Source organism: Chromobacterium subtsugae (genome assembly GCF_035919665.1).
GTDB lineage: Bacteria > Pseudomonadota > Gammaproteobacteria > Burkholderiales > Chromobacteriaceae > Chromobacterium > Chromobacterium subtsugae.
The window spans coordinates 73,738-96,605 of sequence record NZ_CP142381.1 but is presented as its reverse complement, the minus strand read 5'-3'; the positions used below and the strand labels follow the sequence as shown (position 1 = coordinate 96,605).

Genomic DNA, 22,868 nt, shown 5'->3' with positions numbered 1-22,868 from the left:
TTGCACGCGATGCGGGCGGAACCGCATCGCGACGGGAAGGCGATGTCATGAAACCGGCTGCGCCCCTCTCCCCCGGCCAACGCACCCAGCTGGCGCGGGAAATCGACCGCATCGGCTACATGCTGGTGTCGCGCTGGGAGCGTCCGCTGGCCGCCCACCTGCTGTCGCTGGCCATGCGGCTGGAGGCGCTGGCGGGTTCGGTGGGGCGGGTCGACATCGCCGCCGAGGCGCGCGAGCTGGCCGACCTGCTGCGGCAGTGGCTGCAGCAGCAGGCGGAACCGTCCGAGCAGGAACGCTATGGGCTGCTGCGCCATCATCTGGGGGTGGTCAGCCAGCTGGGTTTGATGGAGCGGCAAGCGGGTTCGAGCAGCCAGGACGCGGCGGAGCGCAGCGGCAACCCCCTGCTTTACCTATGGCTGCCCGGCGGCATCGACGCCGCGCCGCTGCAAAGGCAGCTGGCCTGTTTCGGCTACGAAGCGCTGGCGCTGGCGCAGGCCGCCAAGCTGGCCAAGGCGCTGCAGGAGGAAACGCCGGCGGCGGTGGTGGCGTTCGCCGACTTCGCCGACGGCGACCCCATCCTGCAGTTGGCGCCGGCGATCAGCGGCAGCTGTCCGCTGGTGCTCACCTCGCCGCGGCGGGATTTTCCGGCCCGGCTGGAAGCGGTGCGGATAGGGGCCAGCGGCTTTCTCGATTGGCCGCTGCAGGTCAACCAATTGGTGGACCTGCTCAGCTTCGGCGACATCGGCGAGCGGCGCGACCCGCTCAGGGTGCTGATCGTCGAGGACATGGCGTCGCTGGCGGGGCTGTATTCGCGCGCGCTGGCCGCCCACGGCGTGGAGGCGGTCAGCGAGACCGACCCGGAGCGGGTGCCGGAGCTGATCGAGCGGCTGAATCCGGACCTGATCCTGCTGGACATGTACATGCCGCAATGCAACGGCATCGAGCTGGCCAAGGTGATCCGCCAGCAGCGGCTGCTGGACGGGATTCCCATCGTGTTCCTGTCGGTGGAGAAGCGCCAGGCGGTGCAGCTGGACGCGCTGATGCTGGGAATCGACGGCTTTCTGACCAAGCCGGTGGCGCCGGAAGAGCTGGTGGTGACGGTGGTGAACCGCGCGCGGCGCTACCGCAAACTGCGCTCCTACATCGCCAATGACAGCCTGACCGGCCTGCTCAACCATTCCCATCTGCACGGCCAGCTGGACAGCGCCGTCGAGCGCGCCCGCCGCGCCGGGCAGCCGCTGTCGCTGGCGATGCTGGATCTCGACTATTTCAAGCAGGTCAACGACAACTACGGCCACCAGGTCGGCGACGAGGTGCTGCTCAATCTGGCGCGCTTCCTGAAGGAGAGGCTGCGGCGCACCGATCTGGTGGGCCGCTACGGCGGCGAGGAATTCGCCATCGTGCTGACCGGCACGCCGGCGGACAAGGCGTGCAAGATGCTGGAGACGCTGCGGCAGGATTTCTGCCGGCTGGAGCAGCAGGTGGGGGAGAGGACCTTCCGCCAGACTTTCAGCGCCGGCGTCAGCTCGCTGGCCAGCGCCGAAGACGCCACCAGCCTGGTGCAGCAGGCCGACGAGATGTTGTACCTGGCCAAGGAAAACGGCCGCAACCGGGTGGAGAGCCGCGGCGGCTGAGGCGCGCAAAACAAAAGCCCCCGCAGTGGCGGGGGCATGCAAGCGGCGGAGCGGCTCCGCCAGCCCGCCCGCGCGAGGCGGGCGAGGTTCTTCTGCTTAGAAGTTGTACTTCACCGAGTAGATCATCGCATTTTCGTTGCCGGCGACACCCAGCTTGTTGATTGCGTAGCGATATTGAACGCCGGCGGTGAAGGCCTTGGTCGGATTCCACCACAGCGCGACAGCGCCGTTTTGGCCAGTGCGCTTCTGCACGGTGCCGCCCGGCTGGGCGACAGTGGTGAAGTAGTCGGAGCGGTCGAATTCGGTTTCATGCCATTGGGTCATGGAGAACGGTTGGCCGAAAGCGGTGAAGTCGAAACCAGCAACATAGCCAGCCATCCAGCCGTTGCGGTGCGCGCCGACTTGGTACTTCAGTTCTTGGTGCATGCCGAGGAAGGGCTTGAACCATACGCGGCCGAAGCTCAGGTCGGTGCCAAGGCCGAGTACGCGGTTTTGATCGAAGAAGTTGTGGCCGCGGGTATCGTACACATGGGTGTACAGCTTGACCGGTACGCCGCCAACTTCAGCCAGGTTGAAACGAGCTACGACCTTGGTGGTGTAGCGACGATCGCCGGCCGGCATTTCGGTGTCGTTGCGGTTCCAGTTTTCCAGGTCGAAGAAACCGTACAGGTCGCCCCAGGAACGGCCCATGCCACCTTCCGCTTCCAGGTATTGGAAATTGCGCTTGGCGCCAAACGGAGCAGCCTGGGTCTTCTCCAGGGTGGTGTCGGACCAGTTCAGCTGATTGAAGCTGACATTGCCAAAGTTGTAGTCACCGGCGTGAGCCAGGGCGGAAGCGGCCAACAGAGACAGGGCCAGCAGCGACTTGCGAGTTTTCATTGTTTCACCAGACTATTTTCATGTAGTAACCGTCCGACAAGCTGTCGGCGAGCGCGCGCAGATTAGACGTAGAAATGGCCTTGTGCAAACAATTTGTCACGCTTCTGTCGCTTTTCTGCAAAGAATGTTTGCTTTGTTGTAGCAAGATGACAAATAAGTTACATTTTGTTGCTGAAATGCCACATGGAAATATCTCTACGTGAAGATAAGTATCTGAGCACGCACCAGTTTCTGGTTTGTTTCAAGTCAAACCATCTGGTCGGGCCAGCCGAAAATCCGCAGGCATACCTTGCCGCTGGCATTGAATTCCACCCCTTCCTCTTCCAATAGCAGCCGCTGCCAGTCGGCATGCTGGCTACCGGGGCGCGACAGCCTGCCGCCGGCGCCCAGCACCCGGTGCCAAGGCGCGGTCACCCCCTCCGGCAGGTTGCCGAGCAGGCGGCCGACATGGCGCGAGTGGCGCGGATAGCCGGCTTGCTCGGCCAGCGCGCCGTAGGTGGTGACGCGGCCCGGCGGCACGTCGGCCAGCAGCGCCAGCACGCGGCGGGCGAATTCGGGCGGCATCAGCGGTAGCGCGGGTCGGCGGCGTAGGGGTTGCTGCGCTTCTCCACGCCTATGGTGGTGAACGGGCCGTGGCCGGGGATGACGGTGGTGTCGTCCGGCAGGATGAACAGCTTTTGCTGGATCGCGTCTATCAGCTGCTGGTGGTTGCCCATTGGGAAGTCGGTGCGGCCGATCGAGCCCTGGAACAGCACGTCGCCGGCCACCAGCAGGCTGGCCGCCGGGCTGTAGAACACCACGTGGCCGGGAGTGTGGCCGGGACAGTGGATGACTTGCAGCGTCTCTTCGCCCACCGTCACCGTATCGCCTTCTTCCAGCCAGCGGTCCGGCGTTAGCGGCTCGCTGCGCGGAAAGCCGAACATGCCGCCCTGGGTGGGCAGCTGGTCCAGCCAGAAGCTTTCCGCGCGTTGCGGGCCTTCGATTTCCACGCCCAGCTCTTCCGCCAGCTTGGCCGCGCCGCCGGCGTGGTCGATGTGGCCGTGGGTCAACAGCAGCTTTTCCACCGTCAGCCCCTGGCTGTCGATCCAGGCGCGGATGCGCCCGATGTCGCCGCCGGCATCGACGACGGCCGCTTTGCGGCTGGCGCTGCACCACAGCACGCTGCAGTTCTGCGCGAACGGGGTGACCGGGATGACGTGATGCTTCAAGGCCATGGCTATGCTCGCGGAAAAACGGAATCTGCCATTCTGGCATGGCCTGCCGGGTTTGGGGAGGGGTGGCCGCGCCCGCCGGGCGGGCGTTTCGCCACTGGCCGCGCCGGCGCGGCGGATCGCCCGGCGATGCCGGGCATCCGACCTACGCGTACAGCGCCCGCTCGATGAACTGGCGCGGCACTTTTGGCTTGGGCACCCGCACGTCGAACCAGCCGCGCACGTCGCCATCCAGGCCGATGCCGTGCATGAAGTTGTACAAAGCCTTGTTCAGGCCGCGGCCCATCAGCTCGTGGTCGGTGCCGGTGGGGTCGATGAAGCCGACGTCGTTCTTGGCGAAGTCGCCTTTCGGCAGCGGCACCAGCTTGACGCCGTATTCTTCCGGATTCTGGCCCACCGGCGAGTGCACGGTGCAGGCGAAGCGGTGGAAGAAGCCCGACTGGATGCAGCCGTTGTCGAACAGCTGGCGCACGTATTCCAGCGCGTCCACCGTGTCCTGCTCGGTTTGGGTGGGGAAGCCGTACATCAGGTAGGCGTGCACCAGGATGCCCGCCTCGGCGAAGCCATGGGTGACGCGCGCCACCTGCTCCACCGACACGCCCTTTTTCATCAGCTTGAGCAAGCGGTCGGACGCCACTTCCAGGCCGCCGGAAATGGCGATGCAGCCGGATTCCGCCAGCAACTGCGCCAGCTCGGGCGTGAACGATTTCTCGAAGCGGATATTGCCCCACCAGGAGATGGATAGCTTGCGCCGCAGCAGCTCCTCGGCCAGCGCCTTCAGCATCTTGGGCGGCGCGGCCTCGTCGACGAAGTGGAAGCCGGTCTGGCCGGTTTCGGCGATGATGGCCTCGATGCGGTCCACCAGCAGCTCGGCCGACGCCGTCTCGTAGCGCGAGATGTAGTCCAGCGTCACGTCGCAGAAGCTGCATTTCTTCCAGTAGCAGCCGTGGGCGATGGTCAGCTTGTTCCAGCGGCCGTCGCTCCACAGCCGGTGCATCGGGTTCAGCATGTCCAGCAGCGACAGGTAGCGGTCTATCGGCAGGCCGTCCCAGGTGGGGGTGCCGACCTCGGAGAACGGCACGTCGGCCTCCTGCATGTTCACATAGCGCACCGCGCCGTCCTGGCGCAGGAAGGTGCGCACCAGGCGGCTGACGCCGCGTTTGCCCTCGATGTGTTCCATCAGCGCCAGCAGCGGCCGCTCGCCGTCGTCCAGCGTCACATAGTCGAAGTAGTCGAACACGCGCGGCTCGGCCAGCTCGCGCAGCTCGGTGTTGGGGTAGCCGCCGCCGAGGCAGGTTTTGACTTCCGGCCAGTGGCGCTTGATAGTCTGGGCGATGCGAAAGGCCGCGTACACCGCGCCGGGGAAGGGCACCGAGATCAGCACCAGCTGCGGCCGGTGCGTCGCCATCGCTTCGCGGGTCAGCGCGTCCAGCGTGTCGTCCACCCAGTTGGGCGCCGCCGCCAGCGCCTTGGCCAGCGGCTCGAAGGTCGGCTGCGACAGCGCCAGCGATTCGGCGTAGCGGACAAACTCGAAGCGGGGGTCCACCGCCTCGCGCAGCACGTCGGCGATATCGTTCAGGTACAGCGTGGCCAGGTGGCGGGCGCGGTCCTGGCTGCCCAGCGCGCCGAAGGCCCAGGCCAGGGGGTCGCCGCCGTCCGGATCGTCCGGGTCCATATACACGTCCAGCGCGGCGAAGCGCGGGCCTTCCGGCAGGTAGTTGCGGCCGGCGATGCGGTAGGACAGCGTGGCGTCGCGGCCCTGCAAAAAGCCGATCACCGCGTCTATCGTCGCCGCGTAGCGTTCGTACGAGATGTCGAACTGCATCATGCAGTCGGTGCGCTGGCGCATGGGGATGCGTTGCACATGCTCGCGCAGCGTCTGCATGCCGGCGCGCGAGAACAGTTGCAGCACCAGCGCCAGCGCCAGGTCTTCCTGCGAGGCCGTGACGCCGCGCGAACGCAAAAAGCCGGTCAGATAGGCGGTGGACGGGTAGGGCGTGTTCAGCTGCGTCATCGGCGGGATGAGCGACAGCACGCGCAGGGAGCTGGCAGACATGCGAAAAATCCGGCGGGTGGTTCAAAAAGCATAGCCGGGCTCAGGCCCGGCTGCGTGCGATTGTCCCACAGCAAACGATGCGAGACTAGGCGGTCTTGGCGCTGAACTGCTCAAAGGCCTCCAGGGCGTTGGCGGAATACATCAAAGAAGGGCCGCCGCCCATGTAGACGGCCATCGCCAGCGCCTCTTCCACTTCCGTCTTGCTGGCGCCCAGCTTGACCAAGGCCTGCGCGTGAAAGCCCAGGCAGCCGTCGCAGCGCGCGGCCACGCCCAGTGCCAGCGCGATCAGCTCCTTGGTTTTCCTGTCCAGCGCGCCGTCGCGGCTGGCGGCGCGGCCCAGGTCGTTGAAGGCTTGCATCACGTCCGGCACGTCGGCGCGCAAGGTGGCCAGGTGTTGGGAGATGGCGTGGGTCAGTTCGGGGTAGTGGATTTCGCTGCTCATGATCGTCGCTCCATCTGCGGGTTAAGATATATTGATTTATATAATATCAATTGATATATTGTAGTCAAGTGTCTAATCCGAAAGAAAGTTTTCCATGCCGTCTCCCACCATCGCCATGATGCGCGCCGCCGCCGGCCAGGCTTGCGGCCTGCTGCGCGCCTTGTCCAACGAAGACCGGCTGCTGTTGTTGTGCCAGCTCAGCCAGGGCGAGCAATCGGTCGGCGAGCTGGAGCAGGCGGTGGGCATCCGCCAGCCCACGCTGTCGCAGCAGCTGGGCGTGCTGCGCAACGAGGGCCTGGTCGCCACCCGCCGCGACGGCAAGCGCATTTTCTACGCGGTGGCCGACCCGAACGCGCTGAGCGTGCTGGCCACCCTCTATCAGTTGTACTGTCCCAAGGAGTAGCCATGCAGCTGGACTGGAGTCATTTCACGCCCTGGAGCGCGCTGGCCGGCGGCATGCTGATCGGCTTGGCCGCCGCCTGGCTGATCCTGCTGAACGGCCGGGTGGCCGGGATCAGCGGCATTGTCGGCCAGCTGCTCTCGCCCGGCGGCGACAAGGGCTGGCGGCTGGCTTTCGTCGCCGGCCTGGTTCTGTCGCCCTGGGCATACCGGCTGTGCGCCGCGCCGCCAGCCATCGCTCTGGATCACCGGCCCTGGCTGTTGATCGCCGCCGGCCTGCTGGTGGGGTTCGGCAGCCGGCTCGGCTCCGGTTGCACCAGCGGCCATGGCGTGTGCGGGCTGGCGCGGCTGTCGCCGCGTTCGCTGGCGGCCACGCTGGCCTTCATGGCCGCGGGGTTCGCCGTCGTCTGGCTGATGCGTGATGGAGGCGTGCTATGAAATCGCTCGCAAGCGCAGGCTGCGCCGGCCTGTTGTTCGGCCTGGGACTGCTGCTGGCCGGCATGGCCAATCCGGCTAAGGTGCTGGCCTTTCTGGATATCGCCGGCCGCTGGGATCCGTCGCTGGCGCTGGTGATGGTCGGCGCCATCGCGACAGCGCTGCCGGCCTTCGCGCTGGCGCGGCGCCGCGAGCGCGCGCTGCTGGGCGGGCCGATGCAGCTGCCCGCCGTTCGGCGGATCGACCGGCCATTGATCCTGGGCAGCCTGATTTTCGGCGCCGGCTGGGGGCTGGCTGGCATTTGCCCGGGGCCGGCGCTGGTATTGGCCGGCAGCGGCGCCGGCGCCGGGATGCTATTCGCCGCGGCGATGCTGGCGGGCATGGCGCTGCATGGCCGCTGGGCGCGGCGCCGGAGCTAGCGGCGGGAAATCCGCGCGCTCGGCGCGTATAATCCAGACGTCATCGACAATGGAGCGCGCAGAGTGAAAACCGCGGGATGGATGGTGCTGGGATGGATGTGGGCGGCGGCCGCGTTGGCGGCGCCGCGGCCGGCGGAGCTGTGCGGCAGCTGCCACGGCGCCGACGGCAACGGCGCTTCGCCGCAGTTTCCGCGGCTGGCCGGCCAGCAGGCGGTCTATATGGAGCAGCAGCTGCTGCTGTTCCGCGACGGCAAGCGCGACGACAAGGCGGCGCACCGCGCGGCGCTGGCCAAGCTGGATGATGCCGGCATCCGGAGCGCGGCCGCGTATTTCGCCGCGCGCGCGCCGGCGGCCAACGCGGCGGCCGGGGCCGATCCCAAGCTCGTCGCCGCCGGCGCCAAGCTGTTCCGCGAGGGCAATCTGGCGGTGGGCACGCCGCCCTGTTTCTCCTGCCACGGCGACCGCGGCGAGGGCAACGCGACGGCACCGCGGCTGGCCGGCCAGCATGCCGCCTATCTGCAAAGCCAGCTGCGGGTATTCGACGTGTCGCAGCGGCCGGCGGCGGCGGAGATGCAGGAAATCGTCAAAACCATGAGCGAGGACGACATCAAGGCCGTGCTCGCCTACCTTCCGGGCATGTAGCCGACAAAAGAAAAGGCCGCGGAAGGCGGCCTCAAGGTTCGGAGAAAAACGACCGCCGGGCGGCCGGTTTTCCGTCGGTGATTCTAGCGCCGTCTGGCGCGCGCGGCAACGCCGCTCAGTCGCCCAGCGCCGCCAGCAGCTCGGCCTGCTGTTCGGCCACCAGCGCGTCGGTCAATTCTGCGATGTCGCCGTCCATCATCTGGTCCAGCTTGTACAGCGTCAGGTTGATGCGGTGGTCGGTGAGGCGGCCTTGCGGGTAGTTGTAGGTGCGGATGCGCTCGGAGCGGTCGCCGGAGCCGATCAGGCTCTTGCGCTCGGCCGCTTCCTTCTGATTCTTTTCCCGCAGCTGGATGTCGTAGATGCGCGCCGCCAGCACCTGCATCGCGCTGGCTTTGTTGGCGTGCTGCGAGCGGCCGTCCTGACACTCCGCCACGATCCCCGTCGGCAAGTGGGTGATGCGCACCGCCGAGTCGGTCTTGTTGATGTGCTGGCCGCCGGCGCCGCTGGCCCTGAACGTGTCGATGCGCAGATCGGCCGGGTTCAGCACCACTTCGGCGATCTCGTCGGCTTCGGCCATCACCGCCACCGTGCAGGCGGAGGTGTGGATGCGGCCCTGGGTTTCGGTGGCCGGCACGCGTTGCACGCGGTGGCCGCCGGACTCGAACTTCAGCCGCGAGTACGCGCCCTGGCCCACCAGCCGCACGATCACTTCCTTGTAGCCGCCGAGGTCGGACTCGCTGGCGGAGACGATCTCCGCCTGCCAGCGGTTGCGCTCGGCGTAGCGGGTGTACATGCGCAGCAGGTCGGCGGCGAACAGCGCCGCCTCGTCGCCGCCGGTGCCGGCGCGGATTTCCAGGAAGATGTTCTTGTCGTCGTTGGGGTCCTTCGGCAGCAGCAGTTTCTGCAGCTCCACCTCCAGCGCCGCCAGCTTGTCCTTGCCCTCGAGGATTTCCGCCTGGGCGAATTCCTTCATTTCCGGATCGGCCAGCATCTCTTCGGCGGCGGCGATGTCGCCTTCGCACTGGCGGTAGGCGGCGAAAGCCTCCACCACCGGCGTCAGCTCGGCGTGCTCGCGGGTGAGCTTTTTGAAGGCCTCCATGTTCTGGGTGGCCGTTTCGCTGGCCAGCAGGTGGGTCACCTCTTCCAGGCGGTCGGCCAGTTGCGCCAGCCTGGTTGCGATAGACGCTTTCATTACGACTCCGGATGTAAACGGTAAAGCCGCGCGATGGCTTGCACCTGCGCGTCGTGCTCCGCGCCGCTGCCCGAGGACAGGGCCTGGGTGGGCGGGTGCATGAGTTTATTTGTCAGTTGGACGGACAAGGCCTCCAACACTTTGTCCGGCGCGTCGCCGCGCGCCAGTTGCTTCATCGCCGCTTCCAGCGCGTGGCGGCGGGTGCGGTCGGCCTCGTCGCGCAGCGCGCGGATCAGCGGCACGGTCTCGCGCTTCTTCAGCCAGTCGGAAAACTCCGCCACCCGCGCCTGGATGATGGTTTCGGCTTCGGCCGCCGCCTGCTGCCGCGCTTCCTTGCCCACTTCGACGATGCCGGCGATGTCGTCGACGCTGTACAGGAACACGTCGTCCAGCTGGGCGACTTCCAGCTCGATGTCGCGCGGCACGGCGAGGTCCAGCATGAACATCGGCCGGTGGCGCCGCGCCTTGATCGCCCGCTCCACCATGCCCTTGCCTATCATCGGCAGCTGGCTGGCGGTGGATGTCACCACCACATCGTAGCGCGCCAGCGCCTCTGGGAGCTCCGACAGCGTGATGGCGTTGCCGCCGAACTGTTCCGCCAGCCGCTGGCCGCGCTCCAGCGTGCGGTTGGCCACGGTGATACAGGACGGGTTGCGGGCGGCGAAATGGGTGGCCACCAGCTCTATCATCTCGCCGGCGCCGACGAACAGCACGTTCAGCTCGGCGATGGACGGGAAGATCTGCTCGGCCAGCTTCACCGCCGCCGCCGACATCGACACCGAGCTTGCGCCCACCGCGGTGCTGCTGCGCACTTCCTTGGCCACCGCGAAGGTGCGCTGGAACAGGCCGTTGAGCATGGTGCCCAGCGTGCCGGCGTGCTCGGCGCTGCGCACTGCGTCCTTCAGCTGGCCCAGGATCTGGGTTTCGCCCAGCACCATCGAATCCAGTCCCGAGGCCACGCGGAAGGCGTGCCGCGCCGCGCCGGAGGCTTCCATCCGGTACAGATAGGGCTCCACCTCGGCCAGGCTCAGGCCGTGGAACTGGCACAGCCAGGACAGCGCGGCGTGCGGGTCCGGACTGCAGCAGTAGATCTCGGTGCGGTTGCAGGTGGAGACGATGGCCGCCTCGCGCGCGGCCTGCGAGGCCACCAGACTGTCCAGCGCGCGCGGCAGGGTTTCAGCCGGAAACGCCAGCTTTTCCCGTATCGACAGCGGAGCCGTGTGGTGGTTGAGTCCGAAGGCAAGCAGATGCATGGGCGGAAAGTGCCGCAGACGAAAACAGGACATTTTAGCCTAAGTGGGCGGCGGCGTCCCGCCGAGCTTGCCCGGACGGCATGGCGGCGGCGGGCGCGCAGGCGGTATAGCGCCGACGCGGCGCGCGGCATGTTGTTTTGTTGAGACACGGACAATGGGCGAGTTGCCGCTGTCATTCATAAAAAAACACAATTTTAATCAAAGTTTTAACAATTCTCTGGTTTTGGCCTGGCGATGCCAGGGGCTGGCATAAGGTGCTGAAGTATTTGCCATGCCCGATGATTAATGCCATTTTCATCGCTTGCGTGCATGTTTCAGGCATGTGACAGAGGCAAGGCAGATTTGCGCCAAAGCAGCGCAAACGCCGTGATGAACAAAGGGAAAATGATGAGAATCAAGATTCTGGCCCAGGCGATCGCCGCCTTCGGCCTTATGGGGGGCGGCTTTGCCCATGCCGCGGACGGTAGCGACAGCCAGCTGGAACGGGTGACCATCACCGGCTCCAACATCAAGCGCATCAGCAAGGAAGGCGCGCTGCCGGTTGAAGTCCTGAAACGGGAAGACATCGAAAAAACCGGCGCTTCCACCACGGTGCAGCTGCTGGACAACCTGACTTCTTCCGGCAGCGTGCTGTCGGGCACCAATTCGGCCAGCTTCGCCGCCGGCGCGGCCACCGCCGGCCTGCGCGGCATGAGCTCCAAGTATGTGCTGGTGCTGATCAATGGCCGCCGCCTGCCGAACTACGCGATGTTCATCAGCGGCACCGACTCTTTCGTCGACCTGAACACGATTCCGCTGGCGATGATCGACTCGGTCGAAATCCTGCGCGACGGCGCTTCGGCGATCTACGGCTCCGATGCGGTGGCCGGGGTGATCAACTTCAAGACCAAGCGCAATTTCCAAGGGGTGAAAGCCACCACCCGCTACGGCCAGACCGAAGACGGCGACGGCATGGAGCAGGGCGCCGGCCTGATGGGCGGCATCGGCGATCTGAGCAAGGACGGCCAGAACTTCATGTGGTCGTTCGACGCTTACCATCGCGAGCCGGTGTTCGCCAGCAAGCATGAGCCGACCAAGACGCTGGATTACCGCCGCTTCGGCGGCAAGGATTCGCGCAGCGGCACTTTGTGGGGCTCTTGGAAAGACTACTCCAACGGCAAGTTCTATAACCCTCTGCCCGGCTGCCCCAAGTCGCTGGTGACGCTGTCCAACGGCAACACCATCTGCCCCAGCGACAACGACGAACTGGGCACCCAGCTGTCGCCGCGGACTTCGCGCTACGGCCTGAACGGCAACTACACCAAGCGGATCGGCTCGGACAGCGAGCTGTTCGTCGAAGCCAGCGTCAACCGCAGCCAGACCTCCCTCGACGGCGGCTACGCCTGGATGAGCCAGGTGCAGATCAAGAACGGCAACGCGGCCTATCCCACCAATCCGGCCACGCTGGCGGCGATGCAGGCGCTCTATCCGCAGTTCACCCCCGGCGACACGCTGCAAGTGACGCGCAGCCTGTATGAGCTGGGCAAGAGCATGGTGGATGTGACGGCCGACACCTACCGCGTGGTCGCAGGCGGCACCACCACCATCGGCGATTGGGATTTTGAAGGCTCGGTGAACCTTGGCGAATCCAAGGTGACCATGCAGACCAGCAATGCCATCCTGAACGCGCCGTTCATGAACATGCTGCAAAACGGCGCGCCCGCCGGCCAGCCCATGTTCGATCCGTTCGCGCAGAACAACCAGGCGGGCAGCCTGACGCCATACGCCACAAACCTGACCAACAGCGCCAATTCCAAGTTGCAGATGCTGGAGTTGAAGACCAGCAAGAGCGAGCTTGCCCAGCTGCCGGGCGGCCCGTTGGGCTTCGCCGCAGGGGTGCAATGGTGGCATGAGTCGATCGAAAGCTCGCCCGACGCGCTGATCCGCAGCGGTTCTATCATGAACTACGCGGCGCAGCAGGGCCTGCAGTCCAGCCGCTCGGTGGCGGCGGCGTATGCCGAGCTCAGCCTGCCGGTGATCAAGAATCTGGAAGCGCAGCTGGCGGTGCGCGCCGACCACTACAACGATTTCGGCGATACGGTGAACCCGAAGTTCGCCTTCTCCTATCGTCCGTGGCAGCAGGTGATGTTCCGCGGTTCGGCCACTTCGGCGTTCAAGGCGCCGTCCCTGCCCCAGTTGTACGCGTCGCGCCAAGCCTACCAGTCGATTTACGACTACGCGCAATGCGCGGACAAGGGCATCTCCACGGCCAATTGCACGTCGGTCAAGCAGCAGATCCGCAGCGGCGGCAACCCGAACCTGAAGGCGGAAACCAACAAGAGCTACGGCCTGGGCGTGGTGCTGCAGCCGATGAAGGAGCTTTCCGCGTCGATCGACTGGTACAAGCTGGACCAGAAGGACACCATCCAGGCGCTGCCGGCGCAGTACGTGGTTGACCACCCGGAATTGTTCCCCGGCTACGTGGTGCGCAAGCCGTCGGGCATCGCCGGCATCCGCGGCGACATCGACTACATCAGCACCCCGTACGCGAACGCCGGCAAGACGATCACCTCCGGCATCGACATCGACGTGCAGTACGATCTGTCGCTGGGGGGCTACGGCAAGCTGAGTTTCCGCGAGCAGCAAACCCGCTACCTGACGTATCAGGACACGGTGCTGCCGACCGATTCGCTGCTGGAGAACGTCGATTACGGCGGCATGCCGCGCTGGAAGAACCTCTTCACCGTCGACTACCGCTACGACAAGTACAGCGCCGCGATCACCGCGCGTTCCTATGCCGGTTACAAGAACGCGGCGTCCCCGCGCGACACCATCGCGGCCAACGTGCCGCAGCGCGTGCCGTCGTACACGGCGTTCGACCTCAACTTCGGCGTGCGGCCGCTCAAGACGCTGGAAATCAACGGCGGCATCCGCAACGTCGGCAACCGCGTGCCGCCGTACGCCGCCGGGGCCAGCCTGGTGACGTTCTCCGGCCCGTCCACCGATCTGTGGGGCCGCACCTACTACATCACCGCCGACTACAAGTTCTGATAGCCAGTCGCCGCGCGCAGGCCATGCCGCTCCCTCGGGAGCGGCATTTTCATTTGCGGCTCAGCCTTCCCGCCGCATGTCCAGGTGCAGTATCCCGCCGTCGTCGTAAGGCTCCGACACCGGTTCGAAGTCGAAGGCGGCATACATCGCGCTGGCGTCCTGCTGCGCCGACAGCATGATGGCGCGGCCCGGGTAGCGCGCCTGGCATTGCGCCACCGCCTGCGCCAGCAGCGCCTTGCCCAGGCCCTGGCCGCGCGCGGCGGGTTCCACCACCACCCGGCCGATGGCGGCGGCGTCCGGGTATTTCTCGCCGGGGGCGATCAGCCGGGCATAGGCCAGCAGCCGGCCGGCCTCGTCGCGGCCCGACAGGTGCAGGCAGTGGGTGTCCACGCCGTCCACGTCGCCGTACAGCGATTGCTGCTCCAGCACGAAAACCCGATCCCGCAGCTGCAGAACCTGGTACAGCGCCAGCGGGGTGAAACCGTCGAAACCGTGGCAATGCCACGCTATCCTGTTTGCCATAGTAGAATTCCTCCATTTCCCGTACCGGCCGTCTTCGGCATCCCGGCACCGTGATGATGCTATACCACCCGGATCGGCCGCGTACCCAAATCCAGATCAAGACACTAGCATTGATAACATGAACAGCAACGACCTCTTCGCCCCGCCGGGTTCCGCCGGCGACCCGCCGCCGCCTCCCGCCGCGCCGGAAGCCGCCAGCGGCGACTGGATTCCGCTGGACCTGTACGCCGAGCGCGCCTACCTCGAGTACGCGATGAGCGTGGTGAAGGGGCGCGCGCTGCCGGAAGTGGCCGACGGCCAGAAGCCGGTGCAGCGCCGCATCCTGTACGCGATGCGCGACATGGGCCTGGCGCACGGCGCCAAGCCGGTGAAGTCGGCGCGGGTGGTCGGCGAAATCCTCGGCAAATACCATCCGCACGGCGACAGCTCGGCCTACGAGGCGCTGGTGCGGATGGCGCAGGACTTCACGCTGCGCTATCCGCTGATCGACGGCCAGGGCAACTTCGGCAGCCGCGACGGCGACGGCGCGGCGGCGATGCGTTACACCGAGGCCCGGCTGACGCCTATCGCCGATCTGCTGCTGTCCGAGATAGACATGGGCACGGTGGATTTCGTGCCCAACTACGACGGCGCCTTCGACGAGCCCTCGCTGCTGCCGGCCCGGCTGCCGATGGTGCTGCTCAACGGCGCTTCCGGCATCGCGGTGGGTCTGGCGACGGAAATCCCGCCGCACAACCTGACCGAGGTGGCCGGCGCCTGCGTGGCGCTGCTGGACGACCCGACGCTGGACACCGCCGGCCTGATGCGATACGTGCCCGGCCCGGACTTCCCGGGCGGCGGCCAGATCATCACCCCGGCGGCGGACATCCTGGCCGCCTATGAAAACGGCCGCGGCAGCGTGCGGGTGCGCGCCAAGTGGGAGATAGACCGGCTGGCGCGCGGCCAGTGGCGCATCGTGGTGACCGAGCTGCCGCCCGGCTCCTCGGCGCAGAAGGTGCTGGCGGAAATCGAGGAAGCCACCAACCCCAAGGTCAAGTCAGGCAAGAAGGCGCTGACCCAGGATCAGGCCAATCTGAAGAGCCTGATGCTGTCGCTGCTGGACCGCGTCCGCGACGAATCCGACAGCGAAAGCCCGGTGCGGCTGGTGTTCGAACCCAAGTCCAGCCGCCAGGACCCGGACGAATTCATGAACATCCTGTTGGCGCAGACCAGCCTGGAAGGCAACGCTTCGCTGAACATGGTGATGATAGGCCTGGACGGCCGGCCGGCGCAGAAAGGCCTGAAGTCCATCCTGACTGAATGGATAGACTTCCGCCGCTCCACCGTCACCCGCCGCCTGGCGCACCGCTTGTCGCAGGTGGACAAGCGCATCCACATCCTGGAAGGGCGGATGATCGCCTTCATCCACATCGACGAAGTGATCCGGGTGATCCGCGAGTCGGACGAGCCGAAGCCTGACCTGATCAAGGCCTTCGGCCTGACCGAGGTCCAGGCCGAGGACATCCTGGAAATCCGCCTGCGCCAATTGGCGCGGCTGGAAGGCTTCAAGCTGGAGAAGGAGCTGTCCGAGCTGCGCGAGGAGCGCGAGGGCCTGCGCCACGTGCTGGACACCCCGGACGCGCTCACCCGCCTGATCCGCGACGAGATCCAGGCCGACGCCGCCAAGTACGGCGACAAGCGCCGCAGCGAGATCAAGGCCGCCGAACGCGCGGTGCTGACGCAAACCACCGCCGACGAGCCGGTGACGCTGATTCTGTCGCAAAAAGGCTGGATCCGCGCCCGCGTCGGCCATAACGTCGACCTGGAGGCGCTGAGCTTCAAGGATGGCGACGCGCTGGCGGCGGCGGTGGAGACCCGCACCGTGTGGTCGGCCATCGTGCTCGACCACAACGGCCGCGCCTACACCATAGACCCGGCCACGGTGCCGACCGGCCGCGGCGACGGCGTGCCGGTGGCGTCGCTGGTGGACCTGCAGGACGGCGCCAAGCCGGCGCAGCTGATCTCAGGCCCCGACGCCGCCCGCTTCATCGTCGCCGGTTCCGGCGGCTACGGCTTCATCGCCAAGATCGGCGACATGGCCGGCCGGGTGAAGGCCGGCAAGGCCTTCATCACGCTGGACGCCGGCGAGAAGGTGCTGGCGCCGGTGCCGGCGCCGCAGGGCGCCGGCCTGGACGCGCTGCAGCTGGTGGCCGCCGCCGACAGCGGCCGCCTGCTGGCCTTCCCGGCAGGCGAGCTGAAGGAATTGTCCAAGGGCCGCGGCCTGATGCTGATGGCGCTGGACGAGGGCGCGGCGATGACGGCGATAGGCCTGGTGGCCGGCGCCAAGGCGCTGCTGTCCACCACCTCGGTGCGCGGCAAGGCCGGCGATGAGAAGCTGGCGCTGGAGGAGTTCATCGGCAAGCGCGGCAAGAAGGGCAAGCTGATGCCGAAGAAATGGCTGGTCAGCGCCATCCGGGAGCTGCCGATGTGATGACACGGACCAGCCAGCCGCAAGCCCTCACCCCCCGCGCCGCGCTGTTGTTCGTCAACGGCTTTCGCGCGCTGCTGCTGCTGGTCCTGTTTTCCATGTCGCTGCTGCCGGGCAGCGACGGCCTGTCGCTGATAGAAGGCGGCAGGCATTTTTATTTGTGGTCCGGCGTCTACCTGCTGCTGATCGCGGTGTGGTTCCTGCTGCGCGAAGGCAAGCTCGGCCACACGCTGCAGCTGACGCTGGCCATCGCCGCCGACATCGCGATGATGGTGTGGCTGATGGCGATGAACGAGGGTATCCGCGGCGGTTTCGGCCTGCTGCTGCTGCCCTACCTGGCCGCCGCCGGCCTGCTGTCCACCGGCCGCTACGCGCTGTTCTACGCCGCCATCGCCACCCTGACGCTGTTCGGCTACGCCGGCGTCGAGCATTGGCTGGGTCTGCCCCATAGCGCCGACCTGTCCTATAGCGCGCTGCTGGCGGCCGCCTGCTTCATCACCTCCATCGCCACCTGGCAGCTGGGGAGGATGGCGCGCGCGTCGGAGGCGCTGGCGGCCAGCCGCGGCGGCGAGATCGCCAACCTCAACCGCCTGAACGAATTGATCCTGCAAAGCCAGCGCGACGCGGTGATGGTGCTGGACGAGGACGGCTGCCTGCGCCAGTTCAACCTGCAGGCCGAGCGCTACTTCAGCCGCCTCTCCCGCGGCCAGTCCATGCCGGAGTTGCTGCCGCTGGTGCGGCGCTGGCAGCAGAGCGGCTATCCGGCGCTGCCCACCTTCATCGAGCACAGCGCGCGCGGCCGCCAGCTGGTGGGGCGGCTGGCGCCGGTGCCGGTGCGCGAGGGCGAACTGCGCGGCGTGGTGCTGTTCCTGCGCGACATGGCGGACATGGCGGAAGAGGCCAAGCGGGTGAAGCTGGCGGCGCTGGGCCGGCTCACCGCCAACATCGCCCATGAAATCCGCAACCCGCTGTCGGCGATCAGCCATGCCGGCGATCTGCTGGCCGAGGATGAGGCGGACCCCGCGCGGCGGCGGCTGGTCCGCATCGTGCAGGACAACACCCGCCGCATCAACGGCATGGTCGAGGATGTGCTGATGCTGGGCCGGCGCGATCGCGTCAAGCCCGAAGCCATCGCGCTGGCGCCGTTCGTCGCCGAGCTGCTGGAGCATTTCTCCATGGCGCAGCCGGACGCCGCCGGCGCCGTCGCCTGCCAGCTGCCGGCCGATTGCCAGCTGCGCTTCGACCGCGGCCACCTGGCGCAGGTGCTGGGCAACTTGCTGGCCAACGCCTGGCGCCATAGCAGCCGCGCCGCCGGCGCGGTGCAGTTGCACGCCAGCGTGGCTGAGGATTACCTTATCCTGCGGGTGATCGACGACGGGCCCGGCGTGGCGGAAGCCGAGCAGTCGCGGTTGTTCGAACCCTTTTTCACCACGGAAAACGCCGGCAGCGGCCTGGGCCTGTACATCGCGCGCGAACTGGCCGAGGCCAACGACGCGCGGCTGGATTACAGCCCGCCCGGTGGCGTGTTCCGGCTGATCTGTCACCTGGCCTATGACTAAGACACCGATGCGGGTATTGGTAGTGGACGACGAGCCGGACATCCGCGAGCTGCTGGAGCTGACTCTGCTGAAAATGGGCTTGCTGCCGGTCTGCGCCGGCAGCGTGGCCGAGGCCAAGGGCATGCTGGGCGCCGGGCCGTTCGACCTGGCGCTGACCGATATGCGGCTGCCCGACGGCGAAGGGCTGGAAGTGGTGCGCCACATCGGCGAGCAGGCGCTGGACGTGCCGATCGCGGTGATCACCGCCTACGGCAGCACCGACAACGCGGTGCGGGCGATGAAGGCCGGGGCTTTCGACTATCTGCAAAAGCCGGTGAGCCTGGCGCAGCTGCGCAGCCTGGTGAAGACCGCGTTGCGGGTGGAGGGCGGCAAGCCGGCGCAGCAGCAGCGGCTGGTTGGCGACTCGTCGGCCATCCAGGAAGTGCTGCGGCTGATAGAAAAGTTGTCGCGCAGCCAGGCCGCGGTCTATATCCGCGGCGAATCCGGCACCGGCAAGGAGCAGGCGGCGCGGCTGATCCACGAGCAGGGACCGCGCGCCGAGCGCCCCTTCGTCGCGGTCAACTGCGGCGCGATCCCCGACAGCCTGATGGAAAGCGAATTCTTCGGCTACAAGAAAGGCGCCTTCACCGGCGCCGACGCCGACCATGACGGGTTTTTCCAGCAGGCGTTGGGCGGCACGCTGTTTCTGGACGAAGTGGCCGACCTGCCGCTGGCGATGCAGGTGAAGCTGCTGCGCGCCATTCAGGAGAAAACAGTGCGCAAGCTGGGCGGCAGCCAGGAAGAGGCGGTGGACGCGCGCATCATCTGCGCCACCCACCAGGACCTGGCGGCGCGGGTGGAGGCCGGCAGCTTCCGCCAGGACCTGTACTACCGCCTGAACGTGCTGCCGCTGCGGATGCCGGCGCTGCGCGAGTTGCGCGAGGACATTCCGCTGTTCGCGCAGCAGTTGCTGCAGCGCTACGCCGGCGACGGCGCGGCGCCGCAGCTGGCGGCGGATGCCCGCCAGGCGCTGCAGGACTACGGCTACCCCGGCAATTTCCGCGAGCTGGAGAACATTCTGGAGCGGGCGGTGGCGCTGGCCGCCGGCCCGGTGTTGAGCCGGGACGATCTGCAACTGACGCCGCCGCGCGAATATTGCCCGGAGCCGGGCAGCGCCGAACCGCTGCAGGACTATCTGGACCGGGTGGAGCGCGAGGCGATCGCCAAGGCGCTGGACGCTACCCATTACAACCGCACCCAGGCCGCCAAACGCCTGGGCGTGACCTTCCGCTCGCTGCGCTACCGGATGGAGCGGCTGGGGGTGAGGTAGAGAAGAAGCGAGCGCGGCGTCGCCGCCGCGCTCCTGGCGCAAGTGGTTCCGACTGCCGCCGCCGAGGCGCGGAAAGGCATTTGCGCGGCGGCGTCAGCCGGTCGTCACTGGCGGGCGACCTTGTCGATGCCGCGCCAATGATATAGCTCGTTCAATATGTATAAGCCGACCTGGGCGGGCCAGCTCTTGTCCAGAATTTGCAGCAGATCGGCTACTGCTTCCGTCCGGCCTTCGTTCAGGCGCTGTATCAACGCCAGCACGCAGGGGAAGCGGTTGAATTCGATTTTATGGCCGCGGACGTAAATGTAGATCTTGTCGGTGTTCTCCGACTCGCGCGCCAGAATCTTGTAGGGCGATTCGATGGCGATCCGGTCCTGCAGCGCTATCTTTTCCAGCCCTTCGCGCGGGAACGGGCTGTTGCGGTAGCCGGCGTTGCTGTGCACCGAGTAGCGCCAGTCCTGATAGGTTTTCCTCAGCAGCTCGCTGTAGTTCAGATTCTTGCATTCATCGGTCAGGCTGTATTTCTCGATGATTTTGTCCAGGCCGCTGGTGTCGTCCAGCGAGTTCTCGTCGTGCTGGAAGTCTTCGGTCTTCTCCACCGGGATCTGTTTGAAAATGCGCTGGTGCAAATGTTTCGCCAGCAGATCGTCGGTATGGCTGTAGCGCCATACGGTGATGCCGACGGATAGTCCCTCCTGCATGCCGATATGGTAGGTGCCTTCCGGCATGAAATACAGGTCGCCGCTTTCAAAGTGGAATTCGGACGCATACGGCCGCAGCTTGGCGAAATCCTTGCGCGTCAGGTTCTGCGTTTCCAGCAGATTCTTGTACTGCTCTCGGTCCCATACATACATGGTTTTGCTGCCGGGGCCGACGTGGAAATGGATCACGCTTTCGCCGCGCTGGTCCTGGTGAATGCCCAATGGGGTTTTGTCGTAATTGCCGATGAAGATGGTGAATTGCACGCCGCCGCGCGGGTAGCCGATCTCGTCGAATAAGGGCGCCAGGGCGACGGCGATTTCTTTTGATAAGGCCTGGTTGAACTTCTCGCCGGAGTTCAAGATGATGCCGAATCGCTGGTCTCCAAATACCCTGGCGGCCCACGTTTCCAGTTCTTCGTTTTCGAGCGGCGCGGATTTTTCGAAAATATCGTCCATCTCGTTCGGTCCCAGCAGCCGTCCTTCGATGTAAATGCGGTAGCCGAATTGCGTGGTTTTCAATTTGGCGAGGTCCGCAATGATGCTGAGGACGTTTTGCTGGTGGTGGCGGAATTTTTCCTGGGGGATGGCGTTCTTGACGACGACGGGCTTGCTGAGGTTTTGCGACCTATCCATGAAATCCGCCCACCAGGCTTCGCTGAAAGCGGTTGCGTCTTTTTTCTCTATGGTTTCATTCATGGTGTTTCTGCCCTGATCAAGATTGAATATGAAATTTCCGCCATGGCGACGCGCGCGAAGAGGGTGGCGAGCATGCGCAGGCCAAGAAAGTCGAGGGCGGCATGCCGCGATGTTTTGCGGCATGCCGCTCTGAGCGAGCGGGAAGCTGCGATGGGTGGCAACTTATTCGCTCATCAAGCAGACATTAATCAACGTGCTGTTGTTCTTGTTGCTTTTCTTGGTGCTGGCCGCCGCCGGATACCGAGATTTCTTCCGCCGGAGTCAGGACTTGAATGCCCAGAAAGTCCTTGATGTCTTGTTCTTTTTCCAGTTGGGCGACTTGGTTTTCCTTGGTCATGGTATTTCCTCTATTTTGATTAGGATTGGAAAGGCGGCCAATCCGTTCCGCTACTGCTCCGCTCTGAACGGCAATTGGTTCAGAAGATGAATATTCATATCAAAAATATCTGCAGCGGTTCAAGCCGGCCGCCTGCGGATTTTGTCGGTAGGAAAGACCGCGCATCGCCTGGCATCGTCCTGCTGGCGAGATGGTTAATTGTTTAAATGTGTAATTTAAATAAACAAAATCCCCATCTGTAGCGATGGTTTGATTGGCGATGTCAAAATTATACTAATGTCATAAATTAAAAGATGCAATAAAATACCGCCAGTGTCAACGGAATGCATGCGCGGTTGTGGGTTTTTAACAATGCGGCGGCAATAAACGATTCGATTGCCGAAATGACTGCGGCTAACGCTTGGGGCTCGGCATGGCGGACGGCGCAATGGCGCCGTGGGGGGAAAGTCCGGCCGCCGCGTCTGGCGCGGCGTGCGCTTGGATTGGCGCCCGCGGGGGCGGGCGCGATGTTTAGCGGCTGGGCAGCGACGCGGCGGCGGCGGGACCGCGCCGGTTCAGGTAGCGGTTGCGGATGCCGCGATTGAGCGGTTCGGCCAGGTAGCGGCCGATCAGGCCGGCTACCAGCACGGTCAGCAGCAGAAAGCCGATGAACAGCGGCAGCCGCGTCCAGTAGCCGACGGCCTCGCGCGGCACCAGATTGCGCAGCAGCGCCAGCACGATGATGTGGAACAGATAGATTTCGTAGCTGTGCCGGCCCAGCCAGCGCAGCGGCCGGCTCAGCCGTTCGGACCCGCCGCGCAGCGTCGGATCGGCGGCGGCGCCGAGCAGGAAGAGCGCGGCGCTCAAGGCCAGCCAGGTGAAGCCGAAGGCCTCGTGGCCGGAAAAGCCGCGCAGGTAGTTGAAGGCCAGCAGCAGCCCGCCGACCCAGCGCAGCAGGCGGGCGGCGCGGCCGAGCAGCGGCCGGCGGCGGGCGATCAGCGCGGCCAGGCAGCCGATGGCGATGGCGTCGAAGCAGGCCAGGTAGCCGTACAGGTAGTCGATTTCATTGTCGGCGTGTTGGCCGCGGTAGATCGGGGCGACGACGATCAGCAGCGCGCAGCACAGCGTCAGCAGGCTGACGCGGCGCAGGCACACGCACAGCAAGGGCAGGGCCAGGTAGAACACCTCCTCCACCGACAGCGACCAATAGACATTCAGGCTGTAGTTGAAATAGCCGACCTGCTGCATCAGCAGATTGTGCCAGAAGGTCAGCACCGAGCCGGCGGCGACCAGGAAGAACGACGCGGGCATCGCCTGGCCATGGTCCTTGTTGATGAAGTAGGGCAGTCCCAGGCAGCCCAGCGCCACGATGATGGCCAGGGCCAGCAGCAGCATCGGCATGATGCGGGCGAAGCGAAAGACGTAGAAGGCGCGGATGTCGATGGCGGCCAGGCTGCCCCAGCGCCGCAGCGACTGCGAGGTGATGAGGAAGCCGGACACCACGAAGAACATGGTCACGCCGTAATTGCCGTTCCACACCAGGCTCTTGAGCAGCCAGGGGGGCAACAGGGTGCCCAGCGGGCTGTCCTTGACGCCGTAGGCCAGCGCGAAATGCAGCAGCAGCACGCAGGAAATGGCGATGCCGCGCAGATTGTCGACATGGTGGTTGCGGGAGGGATGATGGTCCATCGTGTTCTCCTGAACGG

At 65.7% G+C, this 22,868-nt stretch carries 20 protein-coding genes; 9 read left to right on the top strand and 11 right to left on the bottom strand.

All coding sequences use genetic code 11. The annotated features are described in order from the left end of the window. Window positions 1-47 precede the first annotated feature (47 nt). Window positions 48-1,634 (top strand): GGDEF domain-containing protein, encoded by a 1,587-nt coding sequence (locus U6115_RS00415; RefSeq protein WP_230623331.1) that lies wholly within the window; start codon window positions 48-50, stop codon window positions 1,632-1,634. A gap of 96 nt (window positions 1,635-1,730) precedes the next feature. On the opposite strand, the gene U6115_RS00410 is transcribed toward U6115_RS00415, so the two are convergent. The 5 genes from U6115_RS00410 to U6115_RS00390 all read right to left on the bottom strand — a co-directional run bounded on the left by U6115_RS00410 (window position 1,731) and on the right by U6115_RS00390 (window position 6,222). Then, window positions 1,731-2,513, bottom strand: a complete 783-nt coding sequence (locus U6115_RS00410) for an outer membrane protein OmpK (RefSeq protein WP_043572748.1) — start codon at window positions 2,511-2,513, stop codon at window positions 1,731-1,733. 246 nt (window positions 2,514-2,759) lie between these two features. Further along, window positions 2,760-3,077: an MGMT family protein gene (locus tag U6115_RS00405; protein ID WP_043572746.1), complete on the bottom strand. Its 318-nt coding sequence runs from the start codon at window positions 3,075-3,077 to the stop codon at window positions 2,760-2,762. After that, window positions 3,077-3,727, bottom strand: a complete 651-nt coding sequence (locus U6115_RS00400; RefSeq protein ID WP_043572743.1) for an MBL fold metallo-hydrolase — start codon at window positions 3,725-3,727, stop codon at window positions 3,077-3,079. Before U6115_RS00400 ends, U6115_RS00405 begins: the two co-directional genes overlap by 1 nt. Before the next feature lie 142 nt (window positions 3,728-3,869). After that, window positions 3,870-5,780 (bottom strand): B12-binding domain-containing radical SAM protein, encoded by a 1,911-nt coding sequence (locus tag U6115_RS00395; RefSeq protein WP_043572741.1) that lies wholly within the window; start codon window positions 5,778-5,780, stop codon window positions 3,870-3,872. A gap of 85 nt (window positions 5,781-5,865) precedes the next feature. After that, window positions 5,866-6,222, bottom strand: a complete 357-nt coding sequence (locus U6115_RS00390; RefSeq protein ID WP_043572739.1) for a carboxymuconolactone decarboxylase family protein — start codon at window positions 6,220-6,222, stop codon at window positions 5,866-5,868. Between the two features lie 94 nt (window positions 6,223-6,316). On the opposite strand from U6115_RS00390, the gene U6115_RS00385 reads away from it, so the two are divergent. The 4 genes from U6115_RS00385 to U6115_RS00370 all read left to right on the top strand — a co-directional run bounded on the left by U6115_RS00385 (window position 6,317) and on the right by U6115_RS00370 (window position 8,117). Further along, entirely contained in the window at window positions 6,317-6,625 is a 309-nt protein-coding gene (locus tag U6115_RS00385; RefSeq protein WP_043572737.1) for an ArsR/SmtB family transcription factor, read from the top strand. 2 nt (window positions 6,626-6,627) lie between these two features. Continuing rightward, on the top strand, window positions 6,628-7,059 hold the full coding sequence (locus U6115_RS00380; protein WP_043572734.1) for a YeeE/YedE family protein: 432 nt from the start codon (window positions 6,628-6,630) through the stop codon (window positions 7,057-7,059). Beyond that, complete coding sequence (locus U6115_RS00375; protein WP_043572730.1) at window positions 7,056-7,475, top strand: DUF6691 family protein; 420 nt, start codon at window positions 7,056-7,058, stop codon at window positions 7,473-7,475. Before U6115_RS00380 ends, U6115_RS00375 begins: the two co-directional genes overlap by 4 nt. A gap of 63 nt (window positions 7,476-7,538) precedes the next feature. Continuing rightward, on the top strand, window positions 7,539-8,117 hold the full coding sequence (locus U6115_RS00370) for a c-type cytochrome (protein ID WP_146008404.1): 579 nt from the start codon (window positions 7,539-7,541) through the stop codon (window positions 8,115-8,117). 115 nt (window positions 8,118-8,232) lie between these two features. On the opposite strand, the gene prfA is transcribed toward U6115_RS00370, so the two are convergent. Continuing rightward, a complete protein-coding gene (gene prfA / locus U6115_RS00365) occupies window positions 8,233-9,309 on the bottom strand; it encodes a peptide chain release factor 1 (protein ID WP_043572724.1) in 1,077 nt (358 codons plus the stop codon). Further along, window positions 9,309-10,562, bottom strand: coding sequence for a glutamyl-tRNA reductase (gene hemA, locus U6115_RS00360; protein ID WP_043572721.1), 1,254 nt, complete (start codon window positions 10,560-10,562; stop codon window positions 9,309-9,311). Before hemA ends, prfA begins: the two co-directional genes overlap by 1 nt. 369 nt (window positions 10,563-10,931) lie before the next feature. Here hemA and U6115_RS00355 point away from each other — a divergent pair, with 369 nt between their 5' ends. After that, the gene (locus tag U6115_RS00355) at window positions 10,932-13,592 is read left to right on the top strand and encodes a TonB-dependent receptor plug domain-containing protein (RefSeq protein ID WP_043573081.1); all 2,661 of its coding nucleotides are present in this window, start codon (window positions 10,932-10,934) and stop codon (window positions 13,590-13,592) included. Window positions 13,593-13,652: 60 nt separating this feature from the next. Here U6115_RS00355 and U6115_RS00350 read toward each other — a convergent pair whose 3' ends face one another. After that, the gene (locus U6115_RS00350; protein WP_043572718.1) at window positions 13,653-14,114 is read right to left on the bottom strand and encodes a GNAT family N-acetyltransferase; all 462 of its coding nucleotides are present in this window, start codon (window positions 14,112-14,114) and stop codon (window positions 13,653-13,655) included. A gap of 118 nt (window positions 14,115-14,232) precedes the next feature. Here U6115_RS00350 and parC point away from each other — a divergent pair, with 118 nt between their 5' ends. The 3 genes from parC to U6115_RS00335 are packed head-to-tail and all read left to right on the top strand — an operon-like array spanning window position 14,233 to window position 19,449. Further along, the gene (parC, locus tag U6115_RS00345; RefSeq protein ID WP_043572715.1) at window positions 14,233-16,584 is read left to right on the top strand and encodes a DNA topoisomerase IV subunit A; all 2,352 of its coding nucleotides are present in this window, start codon (window positions 14,233-14,235) and stop codon (window positions 16,582-16,584) included. Then, window positions 16,584-18,140 carry a two-component system sensor histidine kinase NtrB gene (locus tag U6115_RS00340; protein WP_043572712.1) on the top strand — a complete coding sequence of 519 codons (1,557 nt, stop codon included), beginning with the start codon at window positions 16,584-16,586 and terminating at the stop codon, window positions 18,138-18,140. Before parC ends, U6115_RS00340 begins: the two co-directional genes overlap by 1 nt. Next, window positions 18,133-19,449 (top strand): sigma-54-dependent transcriptional regulator, encoded by a 1,317-nt coding sequence (locus tag U6115_RS00335; protein WP_043572710.1) that lies wholly within the window; start codon window positions 18,133-18,135, stop codon window positions 19,447-19,449. The genes U6115_RS00340 and U6115_RS00335 overlap by 8 nt, the downstream gene beginning before the upstream one ends. 104 nt (window positions 19,450-19,553) lie before the next feature. Here the strand turns inward: U6115_RS00335 and U6115_RS00330 are convergent, their stop codons facing one another. The 3 genes from U6115_RS00330 to U6115_RS00320 all read right to left on the bottom strand — a co-directional run bounded on the left by U6115_RS00330 (window position 19,554) and on the right by U6115_RS00320 (window position 22,851). Further along, window positions 19,554-20,846, bottom strand: a complete 1,293-nt coding sequence (locus U6115_RS00330) for a hypothetical protein (RefSeq protein WP_043572705.1) — start codon at window positions 20,844-20,846, stop codon at window positions 19,554-19,556. A 184-nt stretch (window positions 20,847-21,030) separates the two neighbouring features. Continuing rightward, on the bottom strand, window positions 21,031-21,183 hold the full coding sequence (locus U6115_RS00325; protein WP_155294732.1) for a hypothetical protein: 153 nt from the start codon (window positions 21,181-21,183) through the stop codon (window positions 21,031-21,033). 510 nt (window positions 21,184-21,693) lie between these two features. Continuing rightward, window positions 21,694-22,851, bottom strand: coding sequence for an acyltransferase family protein (locus U6115_RS00320; RefSeq protein WP_043572702.1), 1,158 nt, complete (start codon window positions 22,849-22,851; stop codon window positions 21,694-21,696). Window positions 22,852-22,868: the final 17 nt, after the last annotated feature.